Annotated in this window: 25 protein-coding genes; 7 read left to right on the top strand and 18 right to left on the bottom strand. The window is 34.7% G+C overall.

Annotated elements, in window-relative coordinates; genetic code table 11:
• Nucleotides 1-82 precede the first annotated feature (82 nt).
• The 6 genes from serA to AC1RNE_RS16320 form a co-directional block, all read right to left on the bottom strand.
• Nucleotides 83-1,996, bottom strand: coding sequence for a phosphoglycerate dehydrogenase (gene serA / locus AC1RNE_RS16345; RefSeq protein ID WP_492802275.1), 1,914 nt, complete (start codon nt 1,994-1,996; stop codon nt 83-85).
• A gap of 49 nt (nt 1,997-2,045) precedes the next feature.
• On the bottom strand, nt 2,046-3,023 hold the full coding sequence (locus AC1RNE_RS16340) for a YheT family hydrolase (protein WP_492802274.1): 978 nt from the start codon (nt 3,021-3,023) through the stop codon (nt 2,046-2,048).
• Nucleotides 3,024-3,174: 151 nt separating this feature from the next.
• Nucleotides 3,175-3,579, bottom strand: coding sequence for a hypothetical protein (locus AC1RNE_RS16335; protein ID WP_492802273.1), 405 nt, complete (start codon nt 3,577-3,579; stop codon nt 3,175-3,177).
• Between the two features lie 155 nt (nt 3,580-3,734).
• Nucleotides 3,735-5,081 (bottom strand): M28 family peptidase, encoded by a 1,347-nt coding sequence (locus AC1RNE_RS16330; protein WP_492802272.1) that lies wholly within the window; start codon nt 5,079-5,081, stop codon nt 3,735-3,737.
• A 201-nt stretch (nt 5,082-5,282) separates the two neighbouring features.
• Entirely contained in the window at nt 5,283-6,416 is a 1,134-nt protein-coding gene (locus AC1RNE_RS16325; protein WP_492802271.1) for a hypothetical protein, read from the bottom strand.
• Nucleotides 6,417-6,605: 189 nt separating this feature from the next.
• The gene (locus tag AC1RNE_RS16320; protein ID WP_492802269.1) at nt 6,606-7,811 is read right to left on the bottom strand and encodes a type IV pili methyl-accepting chemotaxis transducer N-terminal domain-containing protein; all 1,206 of its coding nucleotides are present in this window, start codon (nt 7,809-7,811) and stop codon (nt 6,606-6,608) included.
• 298 nt (nt 7,812-8,109) lie between these two features.
• Between AC1RNE_RS16320 and AC1RNE_RS16315 the strand changes: the two genes are divergently transcribed.
• Nucleotides 8,110-8,790 (top strand): aspartate/glutamate racemase family protein, encoded by a 681-nt coding sequence (locus tag AC1RNE_RS16315; protein WP_492802268.1) that lies wholly within the window; start codon nt 8,110-8,112, stop codon nt 8,788-8,790.
• Nucleotides 8,791-8,799: 9 nt separating this feature from the next.
• On the opposite strand, the gene AC1RNE_RS16310 is transcribed toward AC1RNE_RS16315, so the two are convergent.
• The 5 genes from AC1RNE_RS16310 to AC1RNE_RS16290 form a co-directional block, all read right to left on the bottom strand.
• Entirely contained in the window at nt 8,800-9,900 is a 1,101-nt protein-coding gene (locus AC1RNE_RS16310) for a cytochrome-c peroxidase (RefSeq protein ID WP_492802266.1), read from the bottom strand.
• A gap of 60 nt (nt 9,901-9,960) precedes the next feature.
• On the bottom strand, nt 9,961-10,773 hold the full coding sequence (locus AC1RNE_RS16305) for an MbnP family protein (protein WP_492802265.1): 813 nt from the start codon (nt 10,771-10,773) through the stop codon (nt 9,961-9,963).
• A gap of 23 nt (nt 10,774-10,796) precedes the next feature.
• A complete protein-coding gene (locus AC1RNE_RS16300) occupies nt 10,797-12,428 on the bottom strand; it encodes a PepSY domain-containing protein (RefSeq protein WP_492802263.1) in 1,632 nt (543 codons plus the stop codon).
• 158 nt (nt 12,429-12,586) lie between these two features.
• A complete protein-coding gene (locus tag AC1RNE_RS16295) occupies nt 12,587-14,950 on the bottom strand; it encodes a TonB-dependent receptor domain-containing protein (RefSeq protein ID WP_492802261.1) in 2,364 nt (787 codons plus the stop codon).
• A 269-nt stretch (nt 14,951-15,219) separates the two neighbouring features.
• Nucleotides 15,220-15,609, bottom strand: a complete 390-nt coding sequence (locus AC1RNE_RS16290) for a hypothetical protein (RefSeq protein ID WP_492802259.1) — start codon at nt 15,607-15,609, stop codon at nt 15,220-15,222.
• A 128-nt stretch (nt 15,610-15,737) separates the two neighbouring features.
• On the opposite strand from AC1RNE_RS16290, the gene AC1RNE_RS16285 reads away from it, so the two are divergent.
• Nucleotides 15,738-16,340 (top strand): HupE/UreJ family protein, encoded by a 603-nt coding sequence (locus AC1RNE_RS16285; protein WP_492802257.1) that lies wholly within the window; start codon nt 15,738-15,740, stop codon nt 16,338-16,340.
• A gap of 3 nt (nt 16,341-16,343) precedes the next feature.
• On the opposite strand, the gene AC1RNE_RS16280 is transcribed toward AC1RNE_RS16285, so the two are convergent.
• A complete protein-coding gene (locus AC1RNE_RS16280) occupies nt 16,344-17,069 on the bottom strand; it encodes an SGNH/GDSL hydrolase family protein (protein WP_492802255.1) in 726 nt (241 codons plus the stop codon).
• Nucleotides 17,070-17,241: 172 nt separating this feature from the next.
• Between AC1RNE_RS16280 and AC1RNE_RS16275 the strand changes: the two genes are divergently transcribed.
• From AC1RNE_RS16275 to AC1RNE_RS16265, 3 genes are all read left to right on the top strand, one after another.
• Nucleotides 17,242-17,796, top strand: a complete 555-nt coding sequence (locus AC1RNE_RS16275; RefSeq protein ID WP_492802253.1) for a hypothetical protein — start codon at nt 17,242-17,244, stop codon at nt 17,794-17,796.
• A gap of 111 nt (nt 17,797-17,907) precedes the next feature.
• Nucleotides 17,908-18,480, top strand: coding sequence for a Crp/Fnr family transcriptional regulator (locus tag AC1RNE_RS16270; RefSeq protein ID WP_492802251.1), 573 nt, complete (start codon nt 17,908-17,910; stop codon nt 18,478-18,480).
• A 77-nt stretch (nt 18,481-18,557) separates the two neighbouring features.
• Nucleotides 18,558-18,995 (top strand): carboxymuconolactone decarboxylase family protein, encoded by a 438-nt coding sequence (locus AC1RNE_RS16265; RefSeq protein ID WP_492802249.1) that lies wholly within the window; start codon nt 18,558-18,560, stop codon nt 18,993-18,995.
• A gap of 65 nt (nt 18,996-19,060) precedes the next feature.
• On the opposite strand, the gene AC1RNE_RS16260 is transcribed toward AC1RNE_RS16265, so the two are convergent.
• Together AC1RNE_RS16260 and AC1RNE_RS16255 are read right to left on the bottom strand one after the other, a co-directional pair.
• Nucleotides 19,061-19,417, bottom strand: coding sequence for a DUF1801 domain-containing protein (locus AC1RNE_RS16260; protein WP_492802247.1), 357 nt, complete (start codon nt 19,415-19,417; stop codon nt 19,061-19,063).
• 28 nt (nt 19,418-19,445) lie between these two features.
• Nucleotides 19,446-20,708: a tetratricopeptide repeat protein gene (locus tag AC1RNE_RS16255; RefSeq protein WP_492802245.1), complete on the bottom strand. Its 1,263-nt coding sequence runs from the start codon at nt 20,706-20,708 to the stop codon at nt 19,446-19,448.
• 198 nt (nt 20,709-20,906) lie between these two features.
• Between AC1RNE_RS16255 and AC1RNE_RS16250 the strand changes: the two genes are divergently transcribed.
• Together AC1RNE_RS16250 and AC1RNE_RS16245 are read left to right on the top strand one after the other, a co-directional pair.
• Nucleotides 20,907-21,383 carry a YdeI/OmpD-associated family protein gene (locus AC1RNE_RS16250; protein ID WP_492802243.1) on the top strand — a complete coding sequence of 159 codons (477 nt, stop codon included), beginning with the start codon at nt 20,907-20,909 and terminating at the stop codon, nt 21,381-21,383.
• A gap of 57 nt (nt 21,384-21,440) precedes the next feature.
• Nucleotides 21,441-21,995, top strand: a complete 555-nt coding sequence (locus tag AC1RNE_RS16245; protein ID WP_492802241.1) for an NADPH-dependent FMN reductase — start codon at nt 21,441-21,443, stop codon at nt 21,993-21,995.
• 47 nt (nt 21,996-22,042) lie between these two features.
• On the opposite strand, the gene AC1RNE_RS16240 is transcribed toward AC1RNE_RS16245, so the two are convergent.
• The 4 genes from AC1RNE_RS16240 to AC1RNE_RS16225 form a co-directional block, all read right to left on the bottom strand.
• Nucleotides 22,043-22,297, bottom strand: coding sequence for a SemiSWEET transporter (locus AC1RNE_RS16240; RefSeq protein ID WP_492802240.1), 255 nt, complete (start codon nt 22,295-22,297; stop codon nt 22,043-22,045).
• 169 nt (nt 22,298-22,466) lie between these two features.
• A complete protein-coding gene (locus AC1RNE_RS16235) occupies nt 22,467-23,411 on the bottom strand; it encodes a phosphatase PAP2 family protein (RefSeq protein WP_492802238.1) in 945 nt (314 codons plus the stop codon).
• Complete coding sequence (locus tag AC1RNE_RS16230) at nt 23,392-23,928, bottom strand: DUF4833 domain-containing protein (protein WP_492802237.1); 537 nt, start codon at nt 23,926-23,928, stop codon at nt 23,392-23,394. Before AC1RNE_RS16230 ends, AC1RNE_RS16235 begins: the two co-directional genes overlap by 20 nt.
• On the bottom strand, nt 23,918-24,622 hold the full coding sequence (locus tag AC1RNE_RS16225; protein ID WP_492802236.1) for a CDP-alcohol phosphatidyltransferase family protein: 705 nt from the start codon (nt 24,620-24,622) through the stop codon (nt 23,918-23,920). Before AC1RNE_RS16225 ends, AC1RNE_RS16230 begins: the two co-directional genes overlap by 11 nt.
• Nucleotides 24,623-24,634: the final 12 nt, after the last annotated feature.

Raw genomic sequence — 24,634 nt, 5'->3', positions numbered from 1 at the left:
GAATTATGAGGAGGCATTAGCCCTAAGCCTATGAATACAAAAAAGGTAGTTCTTTTAAAACTACCTTTTCGTTATAGCTTAATTAATACAACATTCTAAACTTAATCGTGTTGTCAATTCCTTTTAATTCTTCAACAATTTCGTCGGCATATTCTTTTGAAATATCTGTAATTACATAACCGATTTCGGTGGTAGTTTTCAGATATTGTCCTTGTATATTGACATTGTATTTAGCAAAAATATTGTTGATTTTCGCCAAAATACCCGGTACATTTTGGTGAATATGTAACAAACGGTGTGCATTTTCTAACGCTGGTAATTGCAACTCTGGGAAGTTTACAGAACCATACGTACTTCCGTTGTTCATAAATTGTAATAACTTACTCGGTACAAACTCACCGATGTTAGCTTGTGCTTCTTCTGTTGAACCTCCAACGTGCGGTGTCAGAATTACTCTTGGCAAACCTCGCAATTCATTGATAAATGCTTCGTCGTTAGTTTTTGGTTCATAAGGGAAAACGTCCACTGCTGCACCCCAAACTTTTCCAGATTTTAACGCATTTACTAAAGCAGGAATTTCTACGACGTGTCCACGAGAAAGGTTGATAAAAATTACATTATCTTTCATCATTTCAAATTCCTTCTCGCCTATAATGTTCGCATTTGTTTTGCGACCATCCACATGCATTGAAATAAAATCAGAAATATTTAAAAGCTCTTCTAAAGTCTTGCATTTTTTAGCATTTCCTAAAGCCAATTTATCAACGGCATCGTAGAAATATACTTGCATACCCATTGCTTCTGCAATAACAGAAAGCTGAGTACCGATACTTCCATAACCTACTAAGCCTAATTTTTTACCTCTGATTTCATAAGAATTTTTAGCAGATTTATCCCAAATACCTTCGTGCATTTTGTTTGATTTTGTCAACAAATCACGGGTAAGGATAATCATTTCACCAATAGCCATTTCTACTACCGAACGAGTATTTGAGTAGGGAGCATTGAATACTGCAATACCACGGCGTTCGCATTCGTCCAAATTAATTTGGTTTGTTCCAATACAAAAAGCACCAACTGTCATTAAACGACTAGCATTAGGGTGTTCTAAAACTCTTTTTGTCAAGTTAGTTTTAGAACGTAAGCCTAAAATAGAAACACCTTTGATTTTCTCGATTAATTCATCTTCATCTAAAGCACCTTTCAATAATTCTACCTGAAACCCTTCAATTTTAAAAGCCTCAACAGCCTTCGGGTGTACGTTTTCTAGTAAAAGTACTTTGATTTTAGATTTTGGATAAGATTGTGAGCGCGTAAGACCATTGATATATAAAAACTCATCAAAAGATGCTACCACTTCATCCGCTTTATCAGTCACTTTTTGGCGTTCTACGTTTTCAGTAAAAGCGAAAAATTTAGAAGCAAAGCCAGCTTCACGCATTTCGTAGTCTGTATAACCATCGCCGATTGCATAAATCTCTCCTTCTAATTTCAAGTCTTCTAACAACTTTACTTTGCCTTTATCTTGCGATAAAAGGTTTGTACCATCATAGCCCGTAATGTTTCCATCAGCATCGTAAGTGAAGGTATTAGCATATACATTCTCCGCTAAAATGCCTATTTGAGTAGCTACTGGAACGATAAAATCCTTGAATCCTGAAGAGACAATATAAATATTAGCAGCGTTTTCACGAATAAAAGTTTCATTTCTGAGGAATGATTCGGAGATTTTTCCGCTCAAAAATTCAATTAAAGTAGCCACATGGTCACTATTTGCTGGCAAAAGGTTTATTCTCGCTTTAAGGGAGTCAGCAAAACCCATTTCTCCAAGCATACCTTTATCAGTAATGGCTTTGATTTCTCCTACAATTTTATCTTGGTCTTTATGACCAGTCAAAGCAATTGCAGCTAATTCATCTAATCCTTCCACTTTTGTGAAGGTACTGTCAAAATCAATGACGTAATTTATTTTTTGTTCGACTGTTTTGGTAATCATATTGTCCTTAACTACCGATTTTGGGCAGTTTATCTTGATTGTTTTAAATCTAATTATTACTTATCCACTCTAAAGCTCTTTTTTCAGACCATAAGGTTCCTTGGTAATTATCTTGATAAAATCCACAATGCCCACCGTCTTTGGGGGCTTGGAAAAATACTTGTTCTAAAGAATTAGCCTTTTCAAAAGGGAAACATGCCTTTGATAAAAAAGGGTCATTCTGAGCATTAATAATTAATGTTGGAATCTGGATTTTGTCCAAGAAGTACAAGGAACTATTACGCTCGTAATAGTCTTCTGCGTCTTGGAAACCATGTAGTTGTGAAGTGTAACAATCATCGAAATCTTTTAATGTTTTGATTTTCGAGATGTTAGAAGTTTGTATTTGATCTGGAAAAAGTTTTGCCTTTTCCAAGATTTTCTTTTTCAAGGAATCATTAAATCGTCTGGTATAAAGCCATCCGATTGTCTGACTACTGCTTGAGAGGTGCAAAGGTACAGAAAATGTAACTGCTTTTTTGATTTTTGAAGACAGTTTTTCTGCTTGTTCGCCTAAATATTTCAGGGTAAGATTCCCTCCTAAACTAAATCCTATTAAATAAATATCTTCGTAGCCTTTCTGAATAGCACATTTTATTACTAAATCAAGGTCATCAGTAGCACCACTGTGATAAAATCTAGTAGTTTTATTGAGCTCTCCCGAGCAACTTCTGAAATTCCATGCTAGGCAATCAAATCCATTTTCTGTAAAGATTTGTACCATTCCAGTAATGTATTGTCTGTTAGAATCGCCTTCTAAACCATGCGATAACACAACAAGTTTTTTACTAGCCTTGTCTGTTGTACCATTTTTCAGATGAGCCTTAGCCCAATCTAAATCCAAGAAATCGTTGTCAGGAGTAATAATTCTTTCACGCAGATAATTTACAGTTTTAATTTTACGAAAAACTGAAGGGAAAATAGTCTGTGAGTGACCATTCGGTAGCCAAAAAGGAGCTTGATAATCAGCGTGTTTAATGATTGGCATAAATTTTAAAATTATCCCTTGAAATTACATTGAATCTTTGAAAGGTTTAATAATTATCCTAAAAATCAATGTTTTTTCATGGAATAATTAAATAGTGAGCAATAAAACTATTGCTCACTATCTATTTAGAATGATTAATACGCTTAATCAATCATTCTTTTTTAGTCTTTAATTCATTGTAGCCACGCTTGTCGCTTACATTAGTATCTTCTGAATGCTTGATACTTTGTTTCTTAAGGTCTTCAGAACTAGGCTCTTCATCATCATTAGCAACAGGCTGTTGAATAACGGTTGGCTTTTGTGTTTGTGGCCTAGCTTCATCAGGATTACTTAAAGGCTTTTGATTACCAGTTTCGATGGTCTCAGTTCTGGGTATAGCCTTAGGCACAGCATATATCTGAGCGGAATTGGCATGGCGCACGGCTTCTCCTAGAGGGCCATCCCATGTTTTTTCTTCTTCCTCAACAATTACTTTGTTGGGCTTTTCTCCTCCATTCTTTTCAACTTTTGAAAGAACCTCCTTTTTCTTAGTACCGTGTTTTTGTTGATTTTCCATGAGTTCCATTAATTTATATAGCTATAGTTTATAAAAAACTATTCCATATAATTTTGGAGCGCTGAAAAGTTCAAAAACGAGCTACTTTGAGGTAATATCTGATTTTGAGGAAGGAATTACCCATCTTCAATCATTAGACGACTAATCAATAAAGTCTACATGCCTACTTTCGGCAAAAGTGGTAAGCTTTCGTTTCCATCCTCTCCTACTGCTTGTACAGCAAAGAAATAGTGGTCTTTCGAATAAGGCAAATTGATACCATTTTTAGTAGTAAAGATTTTCTTTTGCCAGAAAGGCTGATAAGTCTCCCGAATCAATACATAATACCCTTTTACTTTGCCTGTTTTGGGTGTCTGCCAAAACAGCGTCGTTGAGTTGGTCAAGTTTTTAGTATCTATCGTCAAGTTTTGAACCATCGCTGGTGCTTTCGCTAAATTCGATAGCGTAGCCAAGTTCATCGCCGTGTTTTTTCTGAGATATTCAAAATCCATGAACTCTGGGAAATCTCCATACTGAATACCTTTGTCCGTTCTTAAATCTTGGTGTTGGTGTTCAAAATTTTCGTTCATCTCCGTTACTCTTACCGCAGGGAAACCACGGTTAACAAATGGAGTATGGTCTCCTCCACGTAAAAATCTATCATTACGATATACCATTACCACCTCTAAATTGTCAACATAACGTTCACCTACTTCCTTTGCATACCGAGCCAACTGTCGAGCCTTCCCGTCGTTTTCTTGCCCCATATTACGGATGCTTGTTGCTTTTTTATCTATCTCAAAAGCAGGTAGGCCTTCACTAAAAATCCTTACACGTGTGTTATCAATAATTCTGGTATCGCTACTATTATTCGAGCCCACAATATCATTGTTCATCATGCCTTCAATATTCCATTTTTCATCAAAGGCTTTTTGTGATAGATAGTCTGCACCCAAAAGTCCTTGTTCTTCCCCACTTACTACCAGAAAAATTACTGTGGCAGAGAATTTAGCTTTAGACATCACCCTTGCCAATTCTATTACTGTCGCTGTTCCTGAGCCATCATCATTCGCTCCAGGTGCATCCGATTCACGGTTCATTACATTGGTTACTCTACTATCGATATGCCCAGAAACTAAGAAAATACGGTCATCATTTGGGTCAGTTCCTTTTAGTATTCCCATTACATTGCCCATGTCTTGGTCTTTATCCACTCGCTTTCCGTCTGGTTTCAACACCCATGAATCTATTTTGGCCGTCATTCTACCTTCAGATTGTTTGGCAAATTCTTGAAAACGACTTAACACCCAATTTCTGGCAGCACCAATCCCCCTTTTAGGTTCGGTAGTAGTACTTAGCGTATGGCGTGTGCCAAAGCTTACTAACTTATTAATATGGGCTTTTAGGCTATCAGCATTTACTTCTGAAACCAATTGTTCAATCATGGGGTCGCGCTGAACAATCTTCTGAGCCGAAACTTGAAAACCGAGAAGTGTTAATACGATAAAAGTAATTTTTTTCATATGGATGAAAATTTGATTTTAGTATTTGATGAAAATTGAAGTTACAAATTATGCCTGATAAATTTCAGTCGCTCATTGAGTTTTCGCTAAGATTGTATCCTGTGGGGCTTAAATTCAGTTTTGTAGGGATTTCAATACTCAATAGGCTACAAACAAAGAAGCCCTCGTTTATCACGAAGGCTTCCTAAATCATTATTACAATTAGTAATTATACACCGTTTTTATTTTGAATAAATGATTATTACTTGTGTATGTTTTGAAACTCTTTTCAAACTCGGTAGGATATCCATTGGCATCGTACTTGTATTCAAACTTGTAAGGAATATTTGACGGAATGCTTCCTGAGAAAGCTTTATCTTCCTTAATATTATTATTCTTAGAAAGGTTCGTCAAAAACAAGCTGTATAAGTTCATCTGAGCATAAGGGTTAATATTTGAATCATACTCATATTTTCCACTTTCGCTACCGCCAGTACTACCGTTGGCGATATCCTCAACGATGTTTCCGTTTTTATACTTTATCGCATAGCTCATTTTAGCACCATTATCAAAAGCATATTCAGCTGTTATATTTTCAACACCATTAAATAAGTTGTATTTGAAATTAGCCATTACCGTTTGGTCGTATTTCTTTTCTTTGATGGTAGCAACTTTGCCATTGGTATTATAAGTCAATATTGACGTGCCAAATGATTTATTAGAAGCATCAAAATACTCAACTTTAGTTAACAAACCATTATCATCATAGCTATAGACAGTTTTGAATGTAAACCTTAAAACAGATGTTGTAGCATCAGCTTGATAATAGTCAATTTGTTTTACTAAGCCTGTTGCATAATACGAATAATTTGTTTTTGAATAAGGTTTAGTTACGCCCGCTGCTTCCATTGAACTCTCTTCTGAGGTTAATTGCTTTTTAGTAGCTTTTCCTCCAAAGTTAATCACATCTCCTTCTTTGAGTTCCTCTTTTGTAAACGTCAACTCGTTGCTAATACCCCATTTCAAAAATTTAAATCTGAATTTCTGATGGGCTTTCGTTAGATAAACTTTGCTTTTGCCCGCTCCTATTGCTACTTCTCTTTCATAGGCTACATTATTTTTATCCCAAGAGGTAACAATGATGTTGGCTGATGTACTATCATAAGCAATAGCACCAACTTCCATTTTAGCATTGATATTTACTGAGAAAAGGCTATCGGAAGGGTTAGTTGGGTTTGGAACAGTAGGATTGTTCGGGTCTGGTTTAGAGACAATTTCTAATTCTTTTTGTTGACAGGAACTAAAAATTAAGGCAAATGCAAGCATCGCCACTGATAAAAAAGAATACTTTTTCATGATAAGTTGAATGATAAGATTAAGAGGATAAACATTATTGTAATCCGACAAAAATAAAAACACTTGTACTGCTATCATCATTTTTTTTGATGAAATAGTAGTATTTTAACTATAGACGGTAATTAAAAAGAGAAGGTTGGAAAAGGATATTATTTTTTAAAATATTTTTTCACTCCTCAAAAAGATGAGTTATTCATGATAAACATAATATGTTTTATGAACGATGTCTTTGATGATAACATCTAATCGGTTGGCTTCGTCGCCTAGTTGGGTCAAAAAGAGTTGTTGCTCTTCCTCGGTTATCTGATATTCTTTGTCTGTCAGCAATGTGGAAATTCCCAAAATATTCACGAGCGGACTTCTCACTAAATGAGATTGTTCCCAAGCAATTTCTTTTAGGATGTTCAATTGTTCATTTACCTTGATTTCTGCTTTTTTTCTTTCGTCTATACTGGTAGCATTAAAGGTTACGCCCATGATTTTTGAATGAGCATCGTATACAGGAAAGAACCTGATTTTAAACCAAATCTTTTTCCCGTTGAATGTTAATTCTGTTTCGGTGATGGTAATTTCACCATGCAAGGCTTCTCCAAAAGCATCATAGAAGGATTCGTAAGTACTTGAAGTAATAAATGGGGTAAAATCTTCGCCAACTTTTAATTGTTGTTGATGCAAGAGTAAAACATTTTCTTCTGCCGATTTATTGAAATTAAGCACTTTTAGGTCTGGACTAATAAAAATATTGATATCGGTTGAGCTATCTAAAATGGCTAATAATTTACTTTCTGAATTTTCAAGTTCATCAATTGTTTTAAGCAATTGTTTTTCGATGGGTTGATACACATAAATTACTTCGGCGGCAATAATAAAAATAGAAAGGATGGCTAAAGTAATTTCGATAATGACAATAAACCTCAATTTTCTATCCGAATCTTCTTCCAAACTTTTCACGACCTCATCCATTTGCACTAAAAAATCAGCTTGATTTTTGCTGATTTTTTGAATAATATTTAAGTCTATAGCAGGTTTTTCATTTAAAATCTGATGGATATAGTCAATATTTTTAGAAAGCCCGATTAATATTTTTCTGGTATCTCCATTAGTAAGTGGATGCACGGACAATGCTTTATTTCCATTCAACAGGGCAAAATGAACTGCTTGCCAATTTTTAAATGTTTGTATCAGTTCATTATAACTTACTTCCTGATTTAACAATTGAAAATATTCAAGATTTATTTTTTGACTTAACATCCGTTGTCTACCCGACAGATTAATTATTCTTGAATCTTCATTTTTCTGATTTAACCAATATTGAATAAATAATTGATTAATAGTCAACACTAAAATGGCCATCAATACGCCAAAGACATACTTATTTTTAGGTCTGTATTTCATAGAATATTTGATGAAGTTTTTTAATGTGTTAGCGTAAATACTAGCGCTTATTGTAAATAATAAACAGATTCATTATAAGGATTTTACAATACAATAATGATATTTTACTATCACCATTTCTTTTCAACTGATAATGATGCTTTTAATACAATATCTAAAATAAATGGCAAAAAACTGACCAGTATTCACCCATTTATTTCAAGTTTATTTTAATCGGTAATTAATGTAAAGCCTTTATTACTTTTGTAAAAAGATTTGTCATCAATTTAAATTACAACCTTTTTTTAGTGATAATAATATGAAAAAAATTGGACTGATAGGCGGAATAAGTTGGGTGTCGACGATGGACTATTACAAGTTTTTAAACGAAGGCATTAATGAAAAGCTAAGCGGACTTAATTTCGCTGAGTGTATTATCTATTCTTTGAATTTTGGGGATATTCAAGAAAAAACGTGGGAACATTCATTTGAGCTTTTTTTGAATGCTTGCCAAAGTTTAAAGCGAAGTGGCGTAGAGGCAATTGTTTTATGTGCAAATACTGCTCATTTATTTGCGGACGAGCTTCAAATACAAATAGGATTGCCTATTATCCATATCGGCACAGCAACTGCAAAGGAAATAAGGCTTCAAGGTTTAAATAAAGTTGGATTATTAGGTACAAAATTTACCATGGAAATGGACTTTTACCTTGATAAACTATCAGAGTATGGTTTAGAAGTGTTAGTACCTGCTAAACAAGAAAATAGAGACTATATTCAATTTACCTTGAAAGAGGAATTGGGAAGAGGCATAATCAACCCAGCTACCAAGCAAAACTATCTTGCGATTGCCAACGATTTAATCACAAGGGGGGCTGAAGGAATAATATTGGGCTGTACCGAAATCCCTATGATATTGAGTCAGCAAGATTTTGAAGTACCAGTATTTGATACGACAAAAATTCATGTACAGGCTATTATCGAATATGCACTTTCATAAACGATGCTATTATTGTGGGGCAAATCGTTTATCCTCTAAAAATGTTCTGTCAGTCAAGGTTCTCAAAAAAGCAATAATTTGTGTTTTTTCAGTGTCAGTCATTGATATACCCAATTTGCCATTTTGATTAAGCAAAGGGTCTAGGTTTTGTGTAGCTGTTACCGTTTTGGTATAGTGATTTAGTACTTCGTCTAACGTTTGAAAACGCCCATCGTGCATATAGGGCTTAGTAGCCTCCACATTTCTTAGACTAGGCACTTTAAACTTATTTTTATCTCCGGGAAGTTCTGTTATCCTCATTCTTCCATCATCAACTACCAATTCAAAAAAAGCTGTTTTTACTCCATCTACCATCCTATATACTACTTGTTGGCGTTCTGTGGGAGGTAAGCCGTTATTTCTAAAGCTACCATCACTAAATAATTCGCCAGTATGGCATGAGGAGCATTTTTGTTTGAACAATTCCATTCCTGCCAATTCAGTTTCAGAAAATACTGTTCCTGCTTCTTTTCTGATATATTTATCATAGCGAGAATTGGCTGAAACCAAAGACAATAAAAATTGAGAAAGTGCCTTTAAAAATCGTTCAGAAGTAATTTCAGTCGTGCCAAAGGCATTTTTAAACATAACGGGATATTTATCCGATTTTCTGAGTTTCTCTAATACATTCCCCGTTTTTTCGTCCATTTCAACAGGATTTTCAATGGGCGAAATAGCAAAAAGATCTAAATCAAATACGCCACCATCCCAGCCAAAGGTTTTTTCCCATGCTAAGTTTTGTAAGGAAGACGAATTTCTTAGACCTATCTGGTTATCAATACCATGACTTAAATCATGCAAATGATGTGTAAATCCATAATCTTGTCGGTGACATTCTCCACAAGAAATTGAGCCATCTCTTGATAATAGCCCATCATAAAAGAGACTTTTGCCTAATTCAAAACCTTCTTTCGTAATTGGATTTTTCTCTAATTTATAAACTGGTTTCGAAAAGTTTTCTGGTTCATAAAATAGCTTTTCTGGTTGCACCTCAATCATTTGTTGGGTAGAGCAACCAATAACAACCATCAATAAGAGAAGGATACCGAAGCTTGGAAATAGTATTTTCATCGTCAATCTATTTGAAAAACTTCTACTCATTTATCAAACGACAAGTAGAAGTTTTGTGCATTAATTAGCATCATTGTGAACATAATCGACACTAAATATTTTTTGATAATTATCAGCAATAGGCGTAGCCGCAGAAATACTATGCACCATGTTAGTTTCAGCTAGTTTTAGGGGAGTTGTGCTATTAAATACTTTCAACATATCTACTACCAACTGTATTTGGGGAGTTATATTCTTACGAACAGTAACAGCATTACTAAGTGGTAAGGTAACTTTGCGGAGGTTATTAACAGTTTTAGCCGTAAATCCTCCAAAACCACCTACATGCCATTGAAAAGGTCTTTTTCCTGTAGCATTGCTTGGCACTACTGAAGACGTGCCTTCAAGTTTAAAGAAAATGTAACCAGAGTTCCAAGCCCAATACATCCCATCGTCTCCATAAGATGTAGGGTCTAATACACCCTTAAGTTGGCTAATGTCAGAAACACTTTTGCTACTATCTACACCTACCATAAAACTTATTGCTGTATAATCTCCAACAGGCACGTCTTTTAAGACAGCTTTAAGAGAATTCGCATCCGATTGTTTTATTAAAAAATAGCTATCAGGAATCTTAACCACTGTGCCATTATCTTGCGTGAACGATACATTAGAGATAAAGTAGTTCAACGTAGTAACCGTAAAATCTTCCCCAAAACTATTGACATAAGCACCTGTTCCTAACGCCAAAGCCTTATCGCCAACACGATTCTCAAAAGATAAAACAATGTCATTTTTATCTTCTGGATTCACCTCATCATTTTTACAAGAACAAGCAATCGTTATTATTGCAAAAAGTACCAGATATGTATTAAAACGTTTAATATTTTTCATGCTTATTCCTTTAGATTCTTAAATTACTTCACCCTCAAAAACAAAGCAAAGCCAAATAAACTTACTACTAAAACGCCAAGGGCTGAAAAAATTGTCACGATGTCTCGAATGTCTTTTCCTGCCCAATCCATAAACAAGAATTTGTGTAATACGCCAAATGAAAGTCCTTCTCTTCTGTCAGAATCAACAATGCTTGCGGCTAATCTGCTAGTGGCTGGTTCTACATAATAAGTCAAATGATTATCCGTCGCCAATGCTAATTTTACTACAGGTAACCTTTTGTTCACAAACCCGTATTCTTTATCAAATTTGGTTAAGAATCCTGTTGAAGCAATGGCTGGTAATGCTTCGTCATCGCCTTCGTCTGTGCTTACGGTTAAATCACAACAAGTAGGGTCGCCACCAGATTTTCCTTGTTCAATAAAATGTGCTACCAATGCTTTGGCATGCAACATCATTCCATCGGGTAAAAGACTGGCTGTTTGCACGTCATAATAAGCTATATTTGATTTTGTCTCAGGCTTTTTGCTTTCGCCTATTTTCTCCGCTTTGTCTTGTTGCTCTTTTTTCCAATCTCCCTTTTCTTCCGACTTTGTAAATACTTGATAATACAGTTTGTCGTCGATTTTGGCTAAAGCAAGATTAGCAACTTTCGACCAATCTAATGGCAAAGCCAAAGTAGCCGTTTGCAAATCTATCGTTTTGATAACGGGTTGATAGAAATACTTGATACGTTCGTCTGGTATTAATTTTCTAGTAGCATGATAAGCTCCAGAAAAGGCAAAAGTGAAAGTGACAAAGGCTACCCAAAGCCCAATTTGGCGATGATATTTCCTCAAGATTCCTACTTTATCGTTGGCATTGCGTGGCTTTTTAAATTTTCCCCACATAAAGCCATAAATCACCAAACCACTCAGCATTGAAATAATGATGATAGAAAGTAGACCTATCATGATTGAGATTCTAAGGGTATTATTGGTAATTTTTGCTAGGAAATCCCAGTTATGAAATGTTCTGAAAACCCATAAAAAAGCTTTTCTACGATTTTCGTTGAAGTTTGCTAAACGCGTTTGCTCGGTTTCAACATAAATATCCATCCCGTCGGCACGGTCGAATGATACTTTCCAAACAGGTAAGAGGCGATTGACATAAGCATATTCGTCGTCAAAATCTGTGATTTCTTCAATATTTGTAACTTTCGATTGGTAATCTTCAGTAAAATAGCGTGCTAAAAATTCTGCATATTTTTTATCCCCATTTTCAAGTATTTGAGCAGTTGTAGCATTGAAATATGCCAAACGATTACTCACTCTTTTTACTTGATAGTATGTCTGATTATTGAAACTAACAATACGGAAATTTCTAAATTCCGTGATGCTATTTTTGCTCAATACTTCTTGTAAAGACAGTTTTATTTGTGCTTGATTTACTGCCTCTGGCTTGACATACTCATGTGCCAGTTTTACCTTAAACCAATGCGACATAAAAGGGTGCATCATGCCTGAAATACACCAAAAAATTACGGGAATCATCGTAATCAAACCGATGATTCTGTGCCAACGATATATATTTCGTTTTATTTTTTTCTTTAATCCTCCGAAAGATGATTCTTTTTGAACCGCCTCATCAGCTATTTCACCAATATTTTTTGTCATGTCTATTTTTTATTATTTAGTAGTTTTTAGTGAGTGAATTAGTGAGTTGTGAGTTAGTGAGCTGTGATTGAGCGAGTTAGTGAGTACATTAATGATTAATTTTCATATAATCACTCATTCACTAAATCACAAATCACTCAATAATTCACTCACAATTATTATTTCCCAGAAAAATTGTATTGCAAGCCAATCACCACAGTACGAGGAGCGGCGGGCGTATAGGTAGTTCTGTCAGTAGCATTATTACCTCTTGAAGCCTGATTTGCGTATAACTCATCCGTCAGATTCATGATATTGGTAAACACTTCAATGCCTTTAAATTGATAGCCAGCACGGAAATTCAAAATGCTTACGCCAGAAAGCCCGAAAGCTGTTTTGTCATTATACACTACGGTATTGGTTTGGTTTTGGTAGTACGATGATAAACGTTGCCATTCAATCGCTGTTCTTAATCCTTTTGCCCATTTAGGTTTATAAGTAATTTCTGAATTAGCAATAAACGAAGGAGCAGAAGGCATATCTTTACCATTTACATCTTTCACTAAATCAGAAGATTTTGTACTCAACGTAAATTCTATAAAACGGTGAACAGCATTTGTTCCGCCAAAACGGATAAACCATTCTGAACTAGGCTTATATGTAATGCCATACTCGATACCTTTGTGCAAAGTCTTTCCAGCAGACTGATAATCAGTTGAATTGTCGGGCTGACGAATACTTAATAATTCATTCTTACCATTCATTTCGTAATAGGCAACGTCGATATAGATTTTGTTATCTAAAAACGATGCCCACCCTCCTATTTCTTTGTTATCAAAATAAGCAGGCGTTAAGTTATAATAAAATGGATTGGCACTGCCAGTAGGTGTTTTGCGAAAAACGGCTGTTAAGCCTGGAGGCGAGAAGCCTTGTGAGTAATTAGCATAAATACCTTTTCCATTGCCTAAATCATACGTTGCCCCGATTTTAGGCGTTACTTGGCTATACTCTTTTGTACCTGTTGCATTGTTATCTAAATAATTTAGATAGTCGAACGACATGCGGTCGTAACGAAGGCCTAAGGATAATCTTAGTTTTTGAATAGGTTCAAAATCAAACTGAGAAAACAAGCCTGTATTAAAGATTTTTGCATCGTATTTGGCTACAAAAACATCAGGATTTTCTTTCACTAACGTATACTTCTCGACGGATTTTCCATCTGGACGCAACTGCGCTGTCAAGTCGATGGTATAAGAACGATATGGATTCGTTGAATAATCGTAAGTACCTCCTACTAACAAACGAGCCTTTAAGAAATCGAATTTCTGTGAATGCTGAGCCAAAACGCCATAAGATGTAAATGAATTATCATTGATTTCACCTTTAGCGGTGGTTGCTCCCGTTGTCCATCTAATGGAGTAACTTGGATTTTGTCCTACTGAATTATTACGATAATATGGCGTAACGGTAGTTTCTGCATTCGCATTCCAAGCATGTTCTAAAGAAATTTTAGCACGGGTAGCCAATACTTTTCTATAAGTAAAATCGGCAGTAGAAGAATACTCTCTTTTATAAAATGCAATAGAGTCTACACTACCCCCTGTTTGTGAATAATAGTCATTATAAGCCAACGTACTCACTAAGCGAGTTTTGTCAGAGATTTTATACTCTGCACGAGCATTGAAAGAAGTTTTATCAAAATCACTTCTCGCTTGCCAAGAATTTACTTGTTTGACTACGTAGCCCCCTAAGTATAAACCAAATTTCCCGACTGTCGCTCCTGCTCCGTATTGTACTCTTTTATAGCCATAATTATCAAACTGGATACCTACACGTGCAGTAGGCACAGCCGTCGGGCGTTGTGTAATAAAATTAATTGCTCCGCCTACTGCCTCTGGGCCATATAGTGACGATGCTGGCCCTTTTACTACTTCTACCGAAGAAACAGAAAACACGTTCATTTCAATAATGGCATTATGGTTAAAAACCCCCATTGGTCTAATCGGTACGCCGTCTTCTAAATATAAAAAGTAAGCAGAAGTTCCCATTGGCTGACGAATACCCATGCCATGTTGTTCATTATTGTAGTTCATCATCACAACGCCCGGCGTCTTGTTGATGATTTCGTACATACTAGTAGGTTTGGCATCGTTGATTAATGTTGATGATAATTTAGAAATCGCTACTGGAGCTTGAGTCCTCAGACTAGCCTCACGATTAGCCGTTACTACTACTTGTTGGAGGTTTTCTACAGAAGGTTCTAACGAAATAGATAATGCTTTTTCGGCGTTGTAATCCACTTCCAATGTCTGAAAGCCAATGCTTGAAATACTAATTTTATTGATTTGCTCAGTAACATTAAAGGAAAATTCTCCATTAACATTAGTAGTAGCCCCTGCATGAGTGCCCAGTGCTTTTACAGCAGCACCTACCACAGGCTCTTTGGTGGAATTATCAAAAATTTTACCTTTTATAATGTTTTGTGCAAGGGTTGAAGATATCGTCAATAAAATGACGATAATAAGATTGAATATGTTTTTCATCTTTAATTTTATAGTCTAGTTGGCTTTTAAGGTATTGTTTCTCAATACTAAAGTCATTGAGAAAAGGTTCTCGTAATAGAGTACGAGAAAACCAATACGATTGACGCAAGCAATCATACAAAAAAGCTAACAGCTGTATTTGGAATACATTACAGTGATAGTACTTGAAAGAAAATAGAATTTTGTTCGTTATTTATTTTCAAGGCAAAAGAATTACTGTGAAGACAATACACTTCTCCTCAAAAATTAAAACGAAACAATAAAACTGATTAGACTATCGGAGGATGAAAAAGAGAAGAACTAACGCTTACTGAGTTTTCAGTAAGAAAAGTGTAAATAGATTTTGTAGGAGGATTTACAAAAGCCCATTCTAAGGTGAAAAGCGGCTCAGCATCAAACACTTCTTCCAAGATTTTCTTGATAGATTGCCCTTGTTTTTGTGTTTCTTTGGTAGCATTGTCTTCTGCCACTTTCTGAAGTTTCTTGGCCAAATAACAGTGCCCATTACAATTCAGTTGTGGTTTTAAACGGTTTTCACAAAGGTTTTGGATGATGTAATCCTTCCTTAATTCAAAATCCAAATACACTACAGGTACGAGCAGTGTTTTTACGCTAATCAATACCAACAGCAACAGCGCTATGTAGTTTTTGGTGTTCATGGATTTAAAATTTCACGCAATTTACAACCAGAATCAATAGGTTGTACCCCGATGTAATTTTAAATGAAATTCAATTTAAAATATTTACTTTTGTGAATATCTAGCCACACAGGTAAATAATCATCAACATGTCAGACTTTCAAACATTTTTTAAGCTTGGTTTTCAACACATTACAGATATCAATGGCTACGACCATATTTTGTTTGTAATAGCGCTATGTGCTATCTTTCGACTGAAGGATTTAAAAAAAGTGGCGATTTTAATAACGGCTTTTACCATTGGACACTCGCTTACCTTAGCTTTGGCGACCCTTCAACTGATTACTTATAGTACCGATTTGATTGAATTTTTAATTCCTGTCAGCATTTTCCTTACTTGTTTTTTGAATTTATTCCATAAATCTGCTGAACGTCCTTCGCAAATAGAAAAATCTTCTGTGCTACGTTATCCGATGGCAATGCTCTTTGGCTTAATCCATGGAATGGGCTTTTCAAATTACCTGAGAAGCTTATTAGGAAAAGAAGAAAGTATCTGGCAACCCCTATTATCTTTTAATTTGGGTTTAGAAATCGGACAACTATTGATTGTACTACTTTCGTTAATCGTTAGCTCTTTATTATTAGATATTTTTAGGGTAAAAAAACACGATTGGAACCTCATTCTATCAAGTTTAGTAGCAGGTATAGCGTTAACTTTGATATTAAGTACTGAATTTTTGAAAGCTCATTAATCGTTACTTTTTAAAGATGCTCAATGCCGTACTTTGTGCTTTCATAGCCCAAAGCTGATGCATTTTCCCTGAAAAGTGTAAGCCATCACTGGCAAACATCGAAGCGTCAGTATTTTGTCTGCTGATACTGGTAATATCAATAAAAGCTACGCCTACTTTTTTACATTCCTCCTCTGCTACACCATTAAAAGCATCAATTTCTCTGCCTATTTTCACTCTGTCGGCATTTTGTCCTGCGGGCGAAACACCCCAATCAGGTATTGAAAGCACCATTACTCTTTGATAATCGTTCTTGGCAAAATTGGCACTTATTTTCAATAATTCACGAAATTCAGTACGGTATTGTTCCAAGCTTAGTCCACGATATTGGTTATTTACACCAATTAATAACGAAACCATATCATATTGTTGCGTAAGGTTTCGTTTCGCAATGCCTTGCATTAATTCTTGGGTAGTCCACCCAGTTTGGGCAATAATATCGTGTGGAGTAATTTGATATTGAGTCGACAATAAATTATTCAAAAGCACCGACCAACGGTCTTTTTCAGGCACGCTTTTTCCGATAGTGTACGAATCACCTAACGCTAGAAAAGATTTATTGATAGCAGGCACATCAACAATTGGTTGACCACCTGATGGTGGATTCTGAGGCACATACATTTTTTCTTCTGTTGAACTACAAGCCAGCAGTAAAAACAAACAAAAGGCAATATACTTTAGCTGATTCATCTGATAATGCTTTATAACTTGATAAATGTATTATGAAGTATTTTGTTTTAACATTTACGTAAATACATCGGTGGAAAGATTGATAAATCAAATTTTATCTACTCTTTATTGAATGTAGAATATTCTTAGCATCTTGCCGTTTCTAGAAAAACAACACTCAAATGCTTGAACTATGAAATATTACTTGTTATTCTTTACCATTATTTATACTTTCTCTTCTTTTGCACAAAAATCTAATAATGACCCTAATCTTGTCTGCTGGTCACAAAAAAGGCGATTGACCATTGATGATTTCCAAATAAAAGTAGCCAACAGTACTAATTCCTTTTCTTCAGCTCAATTCAGCTATGATTATAAAATTAGTACTTTTCTCAGCTTGTCTAGAGACTACAAAAAGCAGATTACCAACTGTTTTATCAAGAATGCTTCTTGGATAGATACTACTCATAACAGTGAAATATCTGTGCGATACCAACAAACATTGTTTGATTTAAGTGAAATCTATATCAGGCAATTCCGTAAGTTTGTTTACGATAACAGAAAGGCATTGGTATTAGGGAAAATAAAAATTGATGACATCAATCCCCAAATTATGAACGACCTAGCTAAGAGAAAAGTAGAATATGGACTCGATACTAGCTATGGCACCATTCCTGATAAGCAAAGAAATTGGGAAATAAAGATTTTCAAAGAAATAGAAGGCCTTAAAGAATTTTCAGCAGAGTAATGGTAAGTAGTGATTGGTGAACTGCCTGCTGTCTCTATAGCATTTAAACACTTAATTATCAGTCATTTATAAAAAAACGTTACTTAAATAATATTGATTACTTATATTAATATGTATCCTAATCTTGTCAAACATATTTTAAAATTCGTTTCGCTCAACGAAGATGAAATTCAAATACTCCTGAAATACATCAAGCCGTTGTCTGTTAAAAAGAAAACAAATTTGCTGACAGAAGGACAAATTTGCAAATCGCTCTATTTTGTTGAAAAGGGCTGTATGCGTTTGTTTTTTGTAGACGACAAGGGCGTTGAACAGATTACTCAGTTTGCGATTGAAAATTGGTGGATGACAGATTTCATGAGTTTTAATACCCAAAGTCCTTCGCAATTTTATATTCAGCCAGTCGAGAATTCAGTCCTTTACGTTGTTGAACACCATCTGAGAGAACAACTTTTCACAGAGCTTCCTCAATTAGAAAGGTATTTTAGGTTGATTATTGAAAAAGCTTATGCAGCCACACAGATTAGAATTAAGTATCTCTATGATTTTTCTAAGGTAGAAAGCTTCCATCATTTCAGTAATCTTTTCCCTGAATTTATTCAACGAATTCCGCAATATATGCTTGCATCATACCTTGGCTTTACGCCAGAATACCTGAGTGAAATACGAAAAAATAGGTTGTAAATGTTTTTCTTAAACCAGTTTATCTTTTTTCGGTTTGGGCTTGAATAGCTTTGTTCCATATTTAAAACAACACAAAAATGGACAATAGAATCAACATTTTACAAACTGAGCCTGAGGCTTATAAAGCATTATTAGGGATAGACAAGTATTTACAAGGTACCACGTTAACGAATACGCACAAAGAGTTGATTAAAATCAGGGCTTCGCAAATCAATGGCTGTGCTTTCTGTATTAATATGCATACCAAAGATGCTCGAAAATATGGTGAAACCGAACAGCGTATTTATTTGCTAAACGCATGGAAAGAAACTACGTTATTTACCGAAGAAGAAAAAGCAATCCTTGCACTGACAGAAGAAATTACGTTGATTAGCCAGTCGGGCGTTTCGGATGCTACGTATCAAAAAGCTAGAGAATTGTTTGATGAACAATATTTATCAAATATCATTGTGGCAATTATTGGCATTAATGCTTGGAATAGAATTGCGGTAACTACTAGACTACAACCTGCTTAGGATTAGGAGAACATTATATAAAGCAAAAATTCCCAAGACTTATTAAGTCTTGGGAATTTTTGTATTTATCTATACAGAGCTAATAGCTGTTTTAAGAGCATTTCAATAGTATCTAAGGGTAAATCTTCATTTGGGTCTAACAACATGATTTTCATTCTAGACCGTTTTTCAATCATAAGGGCAGGATGTTCTATGCTTTTACCTTCTACAAAACCAATATACGGCTGTTTGTATTTTTTATGAATCCAGAGATAGCAAAACATTTTCCCTTTATAGCAGAAAAACGGCATACCGTATTTCATTACGTTAGTTATCTCAGGGTCTTGAGAACAAATAATCTTTTGTAGCGCAAGGAAACATGATTTTATAGGTTCAGCCTGTTGAAGATAAAATGCATCAACGGTTTTGATTGAATCATTCATAGTGAATTACTTAGCTATAAAGATTAAACTATTCAATTACAGTAAGTTTTTCAAATAGATTTTTAAAAATAGCTAAAGACTCCTCATGTATATCCTCACAACTATCAAGCATAAAAAAATAAAATATTCTTCCCTTAAATCTATCCTTACTTTTTGCGGTGGAATAATAAGTTATCGTCCCTTCTTTTCCATTGGGTATCACACTAGGCCTTTCTAACAAGAGTCCTGGGTATTCAGGAGCATTTCTTTCTATCCCTACGCCATAAATATGCGCTCCTCCTAAGTTTTTATATAACTTAGGATTCTGGTCCTCATAAGCTATTAAATTATCATATTTATCCGAGAATGATATTTTGCTTACCTTCGACTGTTTATCCTTTCCAAGCATGTTCTTGACAAAATCTTCAAGCTTATCATTTTCTTTGACGACTTTCATGATAATTGCAATGCTGTAACCAATTTTCTTACCTTTTTTATTAAGTATTTCGGGTGGAGACATTATAAATGCACATCCATGATTCTTGTAATCTGTTACAGTTAAACCCCATTTGGAATCAACCAATATTTTAACTCCCATCGGTCTAGAAGTAAAAGACATTACCGAATCACCACTAGCTTCCCAAATTTCCTTATTTAAATATATTTTATCATTATCCATCGCTATTATCTTTTTCCTTACACTCTCTCCCAATAAAGTTTCAAAATATCCTATTTCTCCTCTAATAGCTTTTACTCTATCCATTGCAGAAATTGCATGTGATGGCATATTAGCAAATACCATCGACACACCAAACTCTTCCCAAAAATCAACAGGTTTGTGTTCATCTGGCAGTAATTCTTTGGCTTTTAATAAATTATCAATTGCTAAATCTATATTGGCAGATTGAGCAAAATGATATCCTAAAAACCAATATCCACGAAAACTCTTTGGATGATGTTCAATGGCTAGATTATAATTTACAACTGCTAATCGATGACTAGCTGAATCCTCGAGATTATAAAGGAAATGAGCAATTTCACCCAATAAAAGGTATAAATCCTCATTCTTTGTACTTATCGAAGAGAAGGTTTTATAATGTTCTTGAAGCGTATTAATAACTTCTTTTTTAGGCTTGTCATGTTTCCATTCAGAACTCCATTGTTCATAATATGGCAAACCAACTTTAAGGCTGTTAAAAGCATTTACACATTTACTTTCATTACTAATTTTCTGTAGGTCTATGTATTCTAAATTAGCAAAAGAGCTAAAGTTAAAAAAGACTAAGAGTGATAGAACAAATACTTTTTTCATGTTTAATTAATGGTTCAAATGTTTATAGAATTATTTAAATAATTTTACTAATATCACAAAAGCAACCTAGCTATTTTCTAAATTAATTCAAAACTTTAAAGCCTTCTTTTTTTATTTTAGGGTGAGTTTTCAGTCCGTTATTTTAATTAATTTTCTAAAACTTTCGAGTATCATTTATTAAAACCAAATCATCAAACCTTGGAAAAGCCATTAGTTGATAAAAAGTATTTGCTAGAAAAGTTTCCTGGGAAAGGAGGCTGGACTTTTACTGTGATTTCAGAAATTCCACCCGATAAAAAAGCATGGTTCGGTTGGGTAAAAGTAAAGGGAACTATCGATGATTTTGAAATCAAAAACTATCGATTGATGCCTATGAAAAACGGAAAGCTATTTCTTCCTGTAAGGGCTGAAATCAGGAAAAAAATAGGTAAACAAGAAGGCGACTGGATTCATGTTACACTCTTTGCGGATAATGACCCTATTGATGTGCCTAAAGATTTAATGCTTTGTTTAGAAGATGAGCCCGAAGCACTCAAGAACTTTCTTTCATTTTCTGAAAGCGAACAACAAGGCTATATTGATTGGATTTATGCGGCTAAAAAAGAAGAAACGAAGGTAGAACGTATAGCCGAGACAGTAAATAAAGCATTAAAAAATTTGAAATTGCGGGATTAAATGTCTTAAAAATTGTTATTAATCAAATGATAACTTATCTAAGAACGTATTCAATCAATGAAAATTAAAAAAAGAATTTTAGGCATTTCTGGCAGTACCCGTGTTAATTCTTCTAATCATAAATTGCTCCATGCGATTGCTACGATATTTACAGACCAAATTGAGCTAAGCATATTTGATAGCATCGAAAAAATTCCTCATTTCAATCCAGATATTAAGGATGCACACATTGATAATCAAGTTACCATTTTCAGGGAACTCATCAGTCAAGCAGATGGTGTAATTATTTGTACGCCTGAATATGCTCATGGTATTCCCGGCACTTTAAAAAATGCGATTGATTGGACGGTAGGTTCAGGGGAATTTTCAGGAAAGCCAACGCTTTTAATTACTGCCTCCACTGATGGGACATCTGGTCATCAGGCGCTTTTGGAAGTACTTAAAGTCATTGAAGCCAAAAATATAAACCAACTGCAATTGCTCATACAATATATTAGGTCAAAGATTAACCAAGACGGAGAGATAATTGATAAAGAGACTTTATCGGCTGTAAAAATATTGGGAAAACAATTAATTGTAACAATTGAGGAGACAAAGGAAGGCAAAGAGTAAATATAAAAATCTTTAAACGACCTTCGCAGAAGGACATTTAAAGATTTTTAGACTGATTTTCTGTATTTATATTTAAAAAACAGAATCACTAATGATAACATCAGCGTGAGAGCATTGGCAGCAATTACAGGAACAGCATTTGCACTTATTCCATATACTAACCAAAATGTTACGCCCAAAGTAAACAAAAGAAACATCGCTAAGGATATGTCTTTGGCAGATTTTGTTTTATAAATCTGTATTACTTGTGGCACAAAAGCGATGGTAGTTAAGATACCAGCTAAATAACCTAAAGTTTCCATATTTGTATTGATTATATTTTACTTCTACAATACAAACATAACGGAATTATTATATATTTTGTTCATATACCGTACATTTTATTAGAATAGTACAATATTTCATATTTAAAATTTAGTATTTATCTTCATTAACAATAGCTCATTAATAGCCAAGGTTGTAAGGCTGTTTTTATAAAGGTAAAATGTATTTTATCATGGGTTTACGTACGAAAACATTAAATAGCGTTATTCCTAAAACAGCACAACTAATACCCGCCAATACGTCTATGACATAATGATGATTTGAATAGACTGCCGAACCCCAAATACCCAAACAAAACACTACAAAGAAAATAATAAAATAGCCCATCTTTTTCTGAATGGCAAAGTACAGTACTATCAAAGGATAAGCGGAATGCAATGAGGGCATAGCGGCAAAAACATTGGCATTTTTCTCATAAAGACCTTTAAAAACTGGACTGCCTACCAACATATCAAAGTACTTTAAGTTACCTACATTACCCATAATATTAAAGTGTTCGGTAAAGCCATATTCGGCCACATACCAAGGTGGAGCCGCTGGATAAATATAATAAACACAAAAGCCAATGAGGTTAACAAACAGGAAACAATAGGCAAAACTATACATGATGGTTTTGTCTTTCAAGAAAACATAAATACCAAACAACAACGGCACAGGCACCCAGTTGATATAAAATAGTCCCGACAGTAAATCTAAAAAAGTAGTACGATATTTAGTAAAATACTCGTTGAGGGTTATTCTAATACCATTATCATTTACCCCAAACAAATACTTTTCAAGAAGATAAGGTTGTTGAATATGAATAGGATTAATCGTATAATTGGGGATAATCCTGAGGGAATCGTAAACTACCCAAAATATTACAAAGGGAAACATAGCTTTCATAAAGCTACGGGTAATACTATTGCAATAGAATAAAAAGAGTAGTAGAAAGTAAAGGATAGAATGTTCTGGACGGTAAGTAATTACTTGACCAAACCAGATAAAATAAACGATACTTATCAATAATGTGAGTACAATATTCTTCCGAGTAAACCTTAAAAAACTTTTACTCTCGTCGAGTGCCCAAAAATCAAGGCTTAATTTTTTCATAAATATCTTCTCCAGTAGTCATGTCTTTTCCAAAAACCTCAACGTAAAGTACTTTTGGACGAAGATTACTCCCTTCTGTTTTTACAAAAACATGATCTAATCTAGCTAGTTTGTGGTTAATTTCTAATTGTGCACAAGGCTTTTTGTGTTTGTCGAATCCTACTTTCAGCTTCTTTTTTTTGTAAGAAACTACCCAAGCATCAAAATCATTTTCTCGGGTAGTTTCTTTAGCACTAATTCCATAAGCCAGAAAATTCTGTATCCAAGTAAGCTCCTTTTTTTGCCCTTGTTCTTGATAACGTATCCAATATACGCTGATAGGATTTTCTTTATCGAAATCTCCATTTGGCAATAAATTGGCATCATAAACAATGGTGTTTATATTAGCACTTCGTTGGATGTAGAATAACCTAACAGGCGAATCTGGAACTTTAGGATAATTAATGGGTGAAAAGCTTGTTATTAAAGTAAGGATTATACTAACTATCAAAAGCCTTTGTAATTGTTTATTTTTCATTTTCAGCCAAAGACTTTTTGGTATGTTCAATTCTTTGCAGGGCGGTATAATTTGACAACACCGCCACGATTGACATCGGAATTGTAAAAATAGAGATGGTTTCAAACCAAGGAATATTAGGTTCTAAGCCTTGAATTTTAAAATCATTTCCGATGATGGGTGCTAAAATACCACAAAGCAAAGCAGAGCCACCAATAATAACAATTCTTTCAGGACGTTGCATCCAGCCAATATCACACTTCACTCCTAGCCCTTCGGCTCTTGAACGAGTATAGCTTACCATCGACGAGCCAATCAATGCTAAAAAAGCAAAGAACGAACTGAATAAATAATGATGAGAAATCAGGTAATAACAGATGCCCAAAAACATGAACATTTCGCTATATCTGTCTAATACAGAATCGTAAAAGGCTCCAAATTTACTAGACATATTGCCTACACGTGCCAGCCTTCCATCAATCATATCAAACACACCAGCAAACAAAATCATTGCTCCGCCCCACCCTATATAACTAAAGTCACCTCGGAACGAAGCCTCGGCAGCGTATATAAAAATACCTCCTGCAAAAACATTCAGAATCAGCCCAATCGTTGTAATCACGTTTGGCGTTACTTTTAACGCAATCAATAATTTAATAAAGGGATTGATAATTTGATAAATTACCTGTTGTCCCACAGTTTTTAATGTATACATAGCTTTAAGAGA

Source organism: Arcicella sp. GW822-FHT02H01, from assembly GCF_058802005.1.
The sequence above is the reverse complement of the archived record's forward strand: the minus strand, read 5'-3'. Positions and strand labels throughout refer to the sequence as shown.

What these genes read in the sequence shown, in the direction of transcription:
- AC1RNE_RS16235 (WP_492802238.1), bottom strand. Translation starts at nt 23,411, where the DNA reads ATGAAAAAATTAAGCCTTGATTTTTGGGCACTCGACGAGAGTAAAAGT.
- AC1RNE_RS16320 (WP_492802269.1), bottom strand. Translation starts at nt 7,811, where the DNA reads ATGAAATACAGACCTAAAAATAAGTATGTCTTTGGCGTATTGATGGCC.
- AC1RNE_RS16335 (WP_492802273.1), bottom strand. Translation starts at nt 3,579, where the DNA reads ATGGAAAATCAACAAAAACACGGTACTAAGAAAAAGGAGGTTCTTTCA.
- AC1RNE_RS16245 (WP_492802241.1), top strand. Translation starts at nt 21,441, where the DNA reads ATGAAAATTAAAAAAAGAATTTTAGGCATTTCTGGCAGTACCCGTGTT.
- AC1RNE_RS16285 (WP_492802257.1), top strand. Translation starts at nt 15,738, where the DNA reads ATGTCAGACTTTCAAACATTTTTTAAGCTTGGTTTTCAACACATTACA.
- AC1RNE_RS16225 (WP_492802236.1), bottom strand. Translation starts at nt 24,622, where the DNA reads ATGTATACATTAAAAACTGTGGGACAACAGGTAATTTATCAAATTATC.
- AC1RNE_RS16270 (WP_492802251.1), top strand. Translation starts at nt 17,908, where the DNA reads ATGTATCCTAATCTTGTCAAACATATTTTAAAATTCGTTTCGCTCAAC.
- serA (WP_492802275.1), bottom strand. Translation starts at nt 1,996, where the DNA reads ATGATTACCAAAACAGTCGAACAAAAAATAAATTACGTCATTGATTTT.
- AC1RNE_RS16280 (WP_492802255.1), bottom strand. Translation starts at nt 17,069, where the DNA reads ATGAATCAGCTAAAGTATATTGCCTTTTGTTTGTTTTTACTGCTGGCT.
- AC1RNE_RS16305 (WP_492802265.1), bottom strand. Translation starts at nt 10,773, where the DNA reads ATGAAAAATATTAAACGTTTTAATACATATCTGGTACTTTTTGCAATA.
- AC1RNE_RS16275 (WP_492802253.1), top strand. Translation starts at nt 17,242, where the DNA reads ATGAAATATTACTTGTTATTCTTTACCATTATTTATACTTTCTCTTCT.
- AC1RNE_RS16240 (WP_492802240.1), bottom strand. Translation starts at nt 22,297, where the DNA reads ATGGAAACTTTAGGTTATTTAGCTGGTATCTTAACTACCATCGCTTTT.
- AC1RNE_RS16315 (WP_492802268.1), top strand. Translation starts at nt 8,110, where the DNA reads ATGAAAAAAATTGGACTGATAGGCGGAATAAGTTGGGTGTCGACGATG.
- AC1RNE_RS16310 (WP_492802266.1), bottom strand. Translation starts at nt 9,900, where the DNA reads ATGAAAATACTATTTCCAAGCTTCGGTATCCTTCTCTTATTGATGGTT.
- AC1RNE_RS16260 (WP_492802247.1), bottom strand. Translation starts at nt 19,417, where the DNA reads ATGAATGATTCAATCAAAACCGTTGATGCATTTTATCTTCAACAGGCT.
- AC1RNE_RS16255 (WP_492802245.1), bottom strand. Translation starts at nt 20,708, where the DNA reads ATGAAAAAAGTATTTGTTCTATCACTCTTAGTCTTTTTTAACTTTAGC.
- AC1RNE_RS16290 (WP_492802259.1), bottom strand. Translation starts at nt 15,609, where the DNA reads ATGAACACCAAAAACTACATAGCGCTGTTGCTGTTGGTATTGATTAGC.
- AC1RNE_RS16340 (WP_492802274.1), bottom strand. Translation starts at nt 3,023, where the DNA reads ATGCCAATCATTAAACACGCTGATTATCAAGCTCCTTTTTGGCTACCG.
- AC1RNE_RS16295 (WP_492802261.1), bottom strand. Translation starts at nt 14,950, where the DNA reads ATGAAAAACATATTCAATCTTATTATCGTCATTTTATTGACGATATCT.
- AC1RNE_RS16265 (WP_492802249.1), top strand. Translation starts at nt 18,558, where the DNA reads ATGGACAATAGAATCAACATTTTACAAACTGAGCCTGAGGCTTATAAA.
- AC1RNE_RS16300 (WP_492802263.1), bottom strand. Translation starts at nt 12,428, where the DNA reads ATGACAAAAAATATTGGTGAAATAGCTGATGAGGCGGTTCAAAAAGAA.
- AC1RNE_RS16230 (WP_492802237.1), bottom strand. Translation starts at nt 23,928, where the DNA reads ATGAAAAATAAACAATTACAAAGGCTTTTGATAGTTAGTATAATCCTT.
- AC1RNE_RS16330 (WP_492802272.1), bottom strand. Translation starts at nt 5,081, where the DNA reads ATGAAAAAAATTACTTTTATCGTATTAACACTTCTCGGTTTTCAAGTT.
- AC1RNE_RS16325 (WP_492802271.1), bottom strand. Translation starts at nt 6,416, where the DNA reads ATGAAAAAGTATTCTTTTTTATCAGTGGCGATGCTTGCATTTGCCTTA.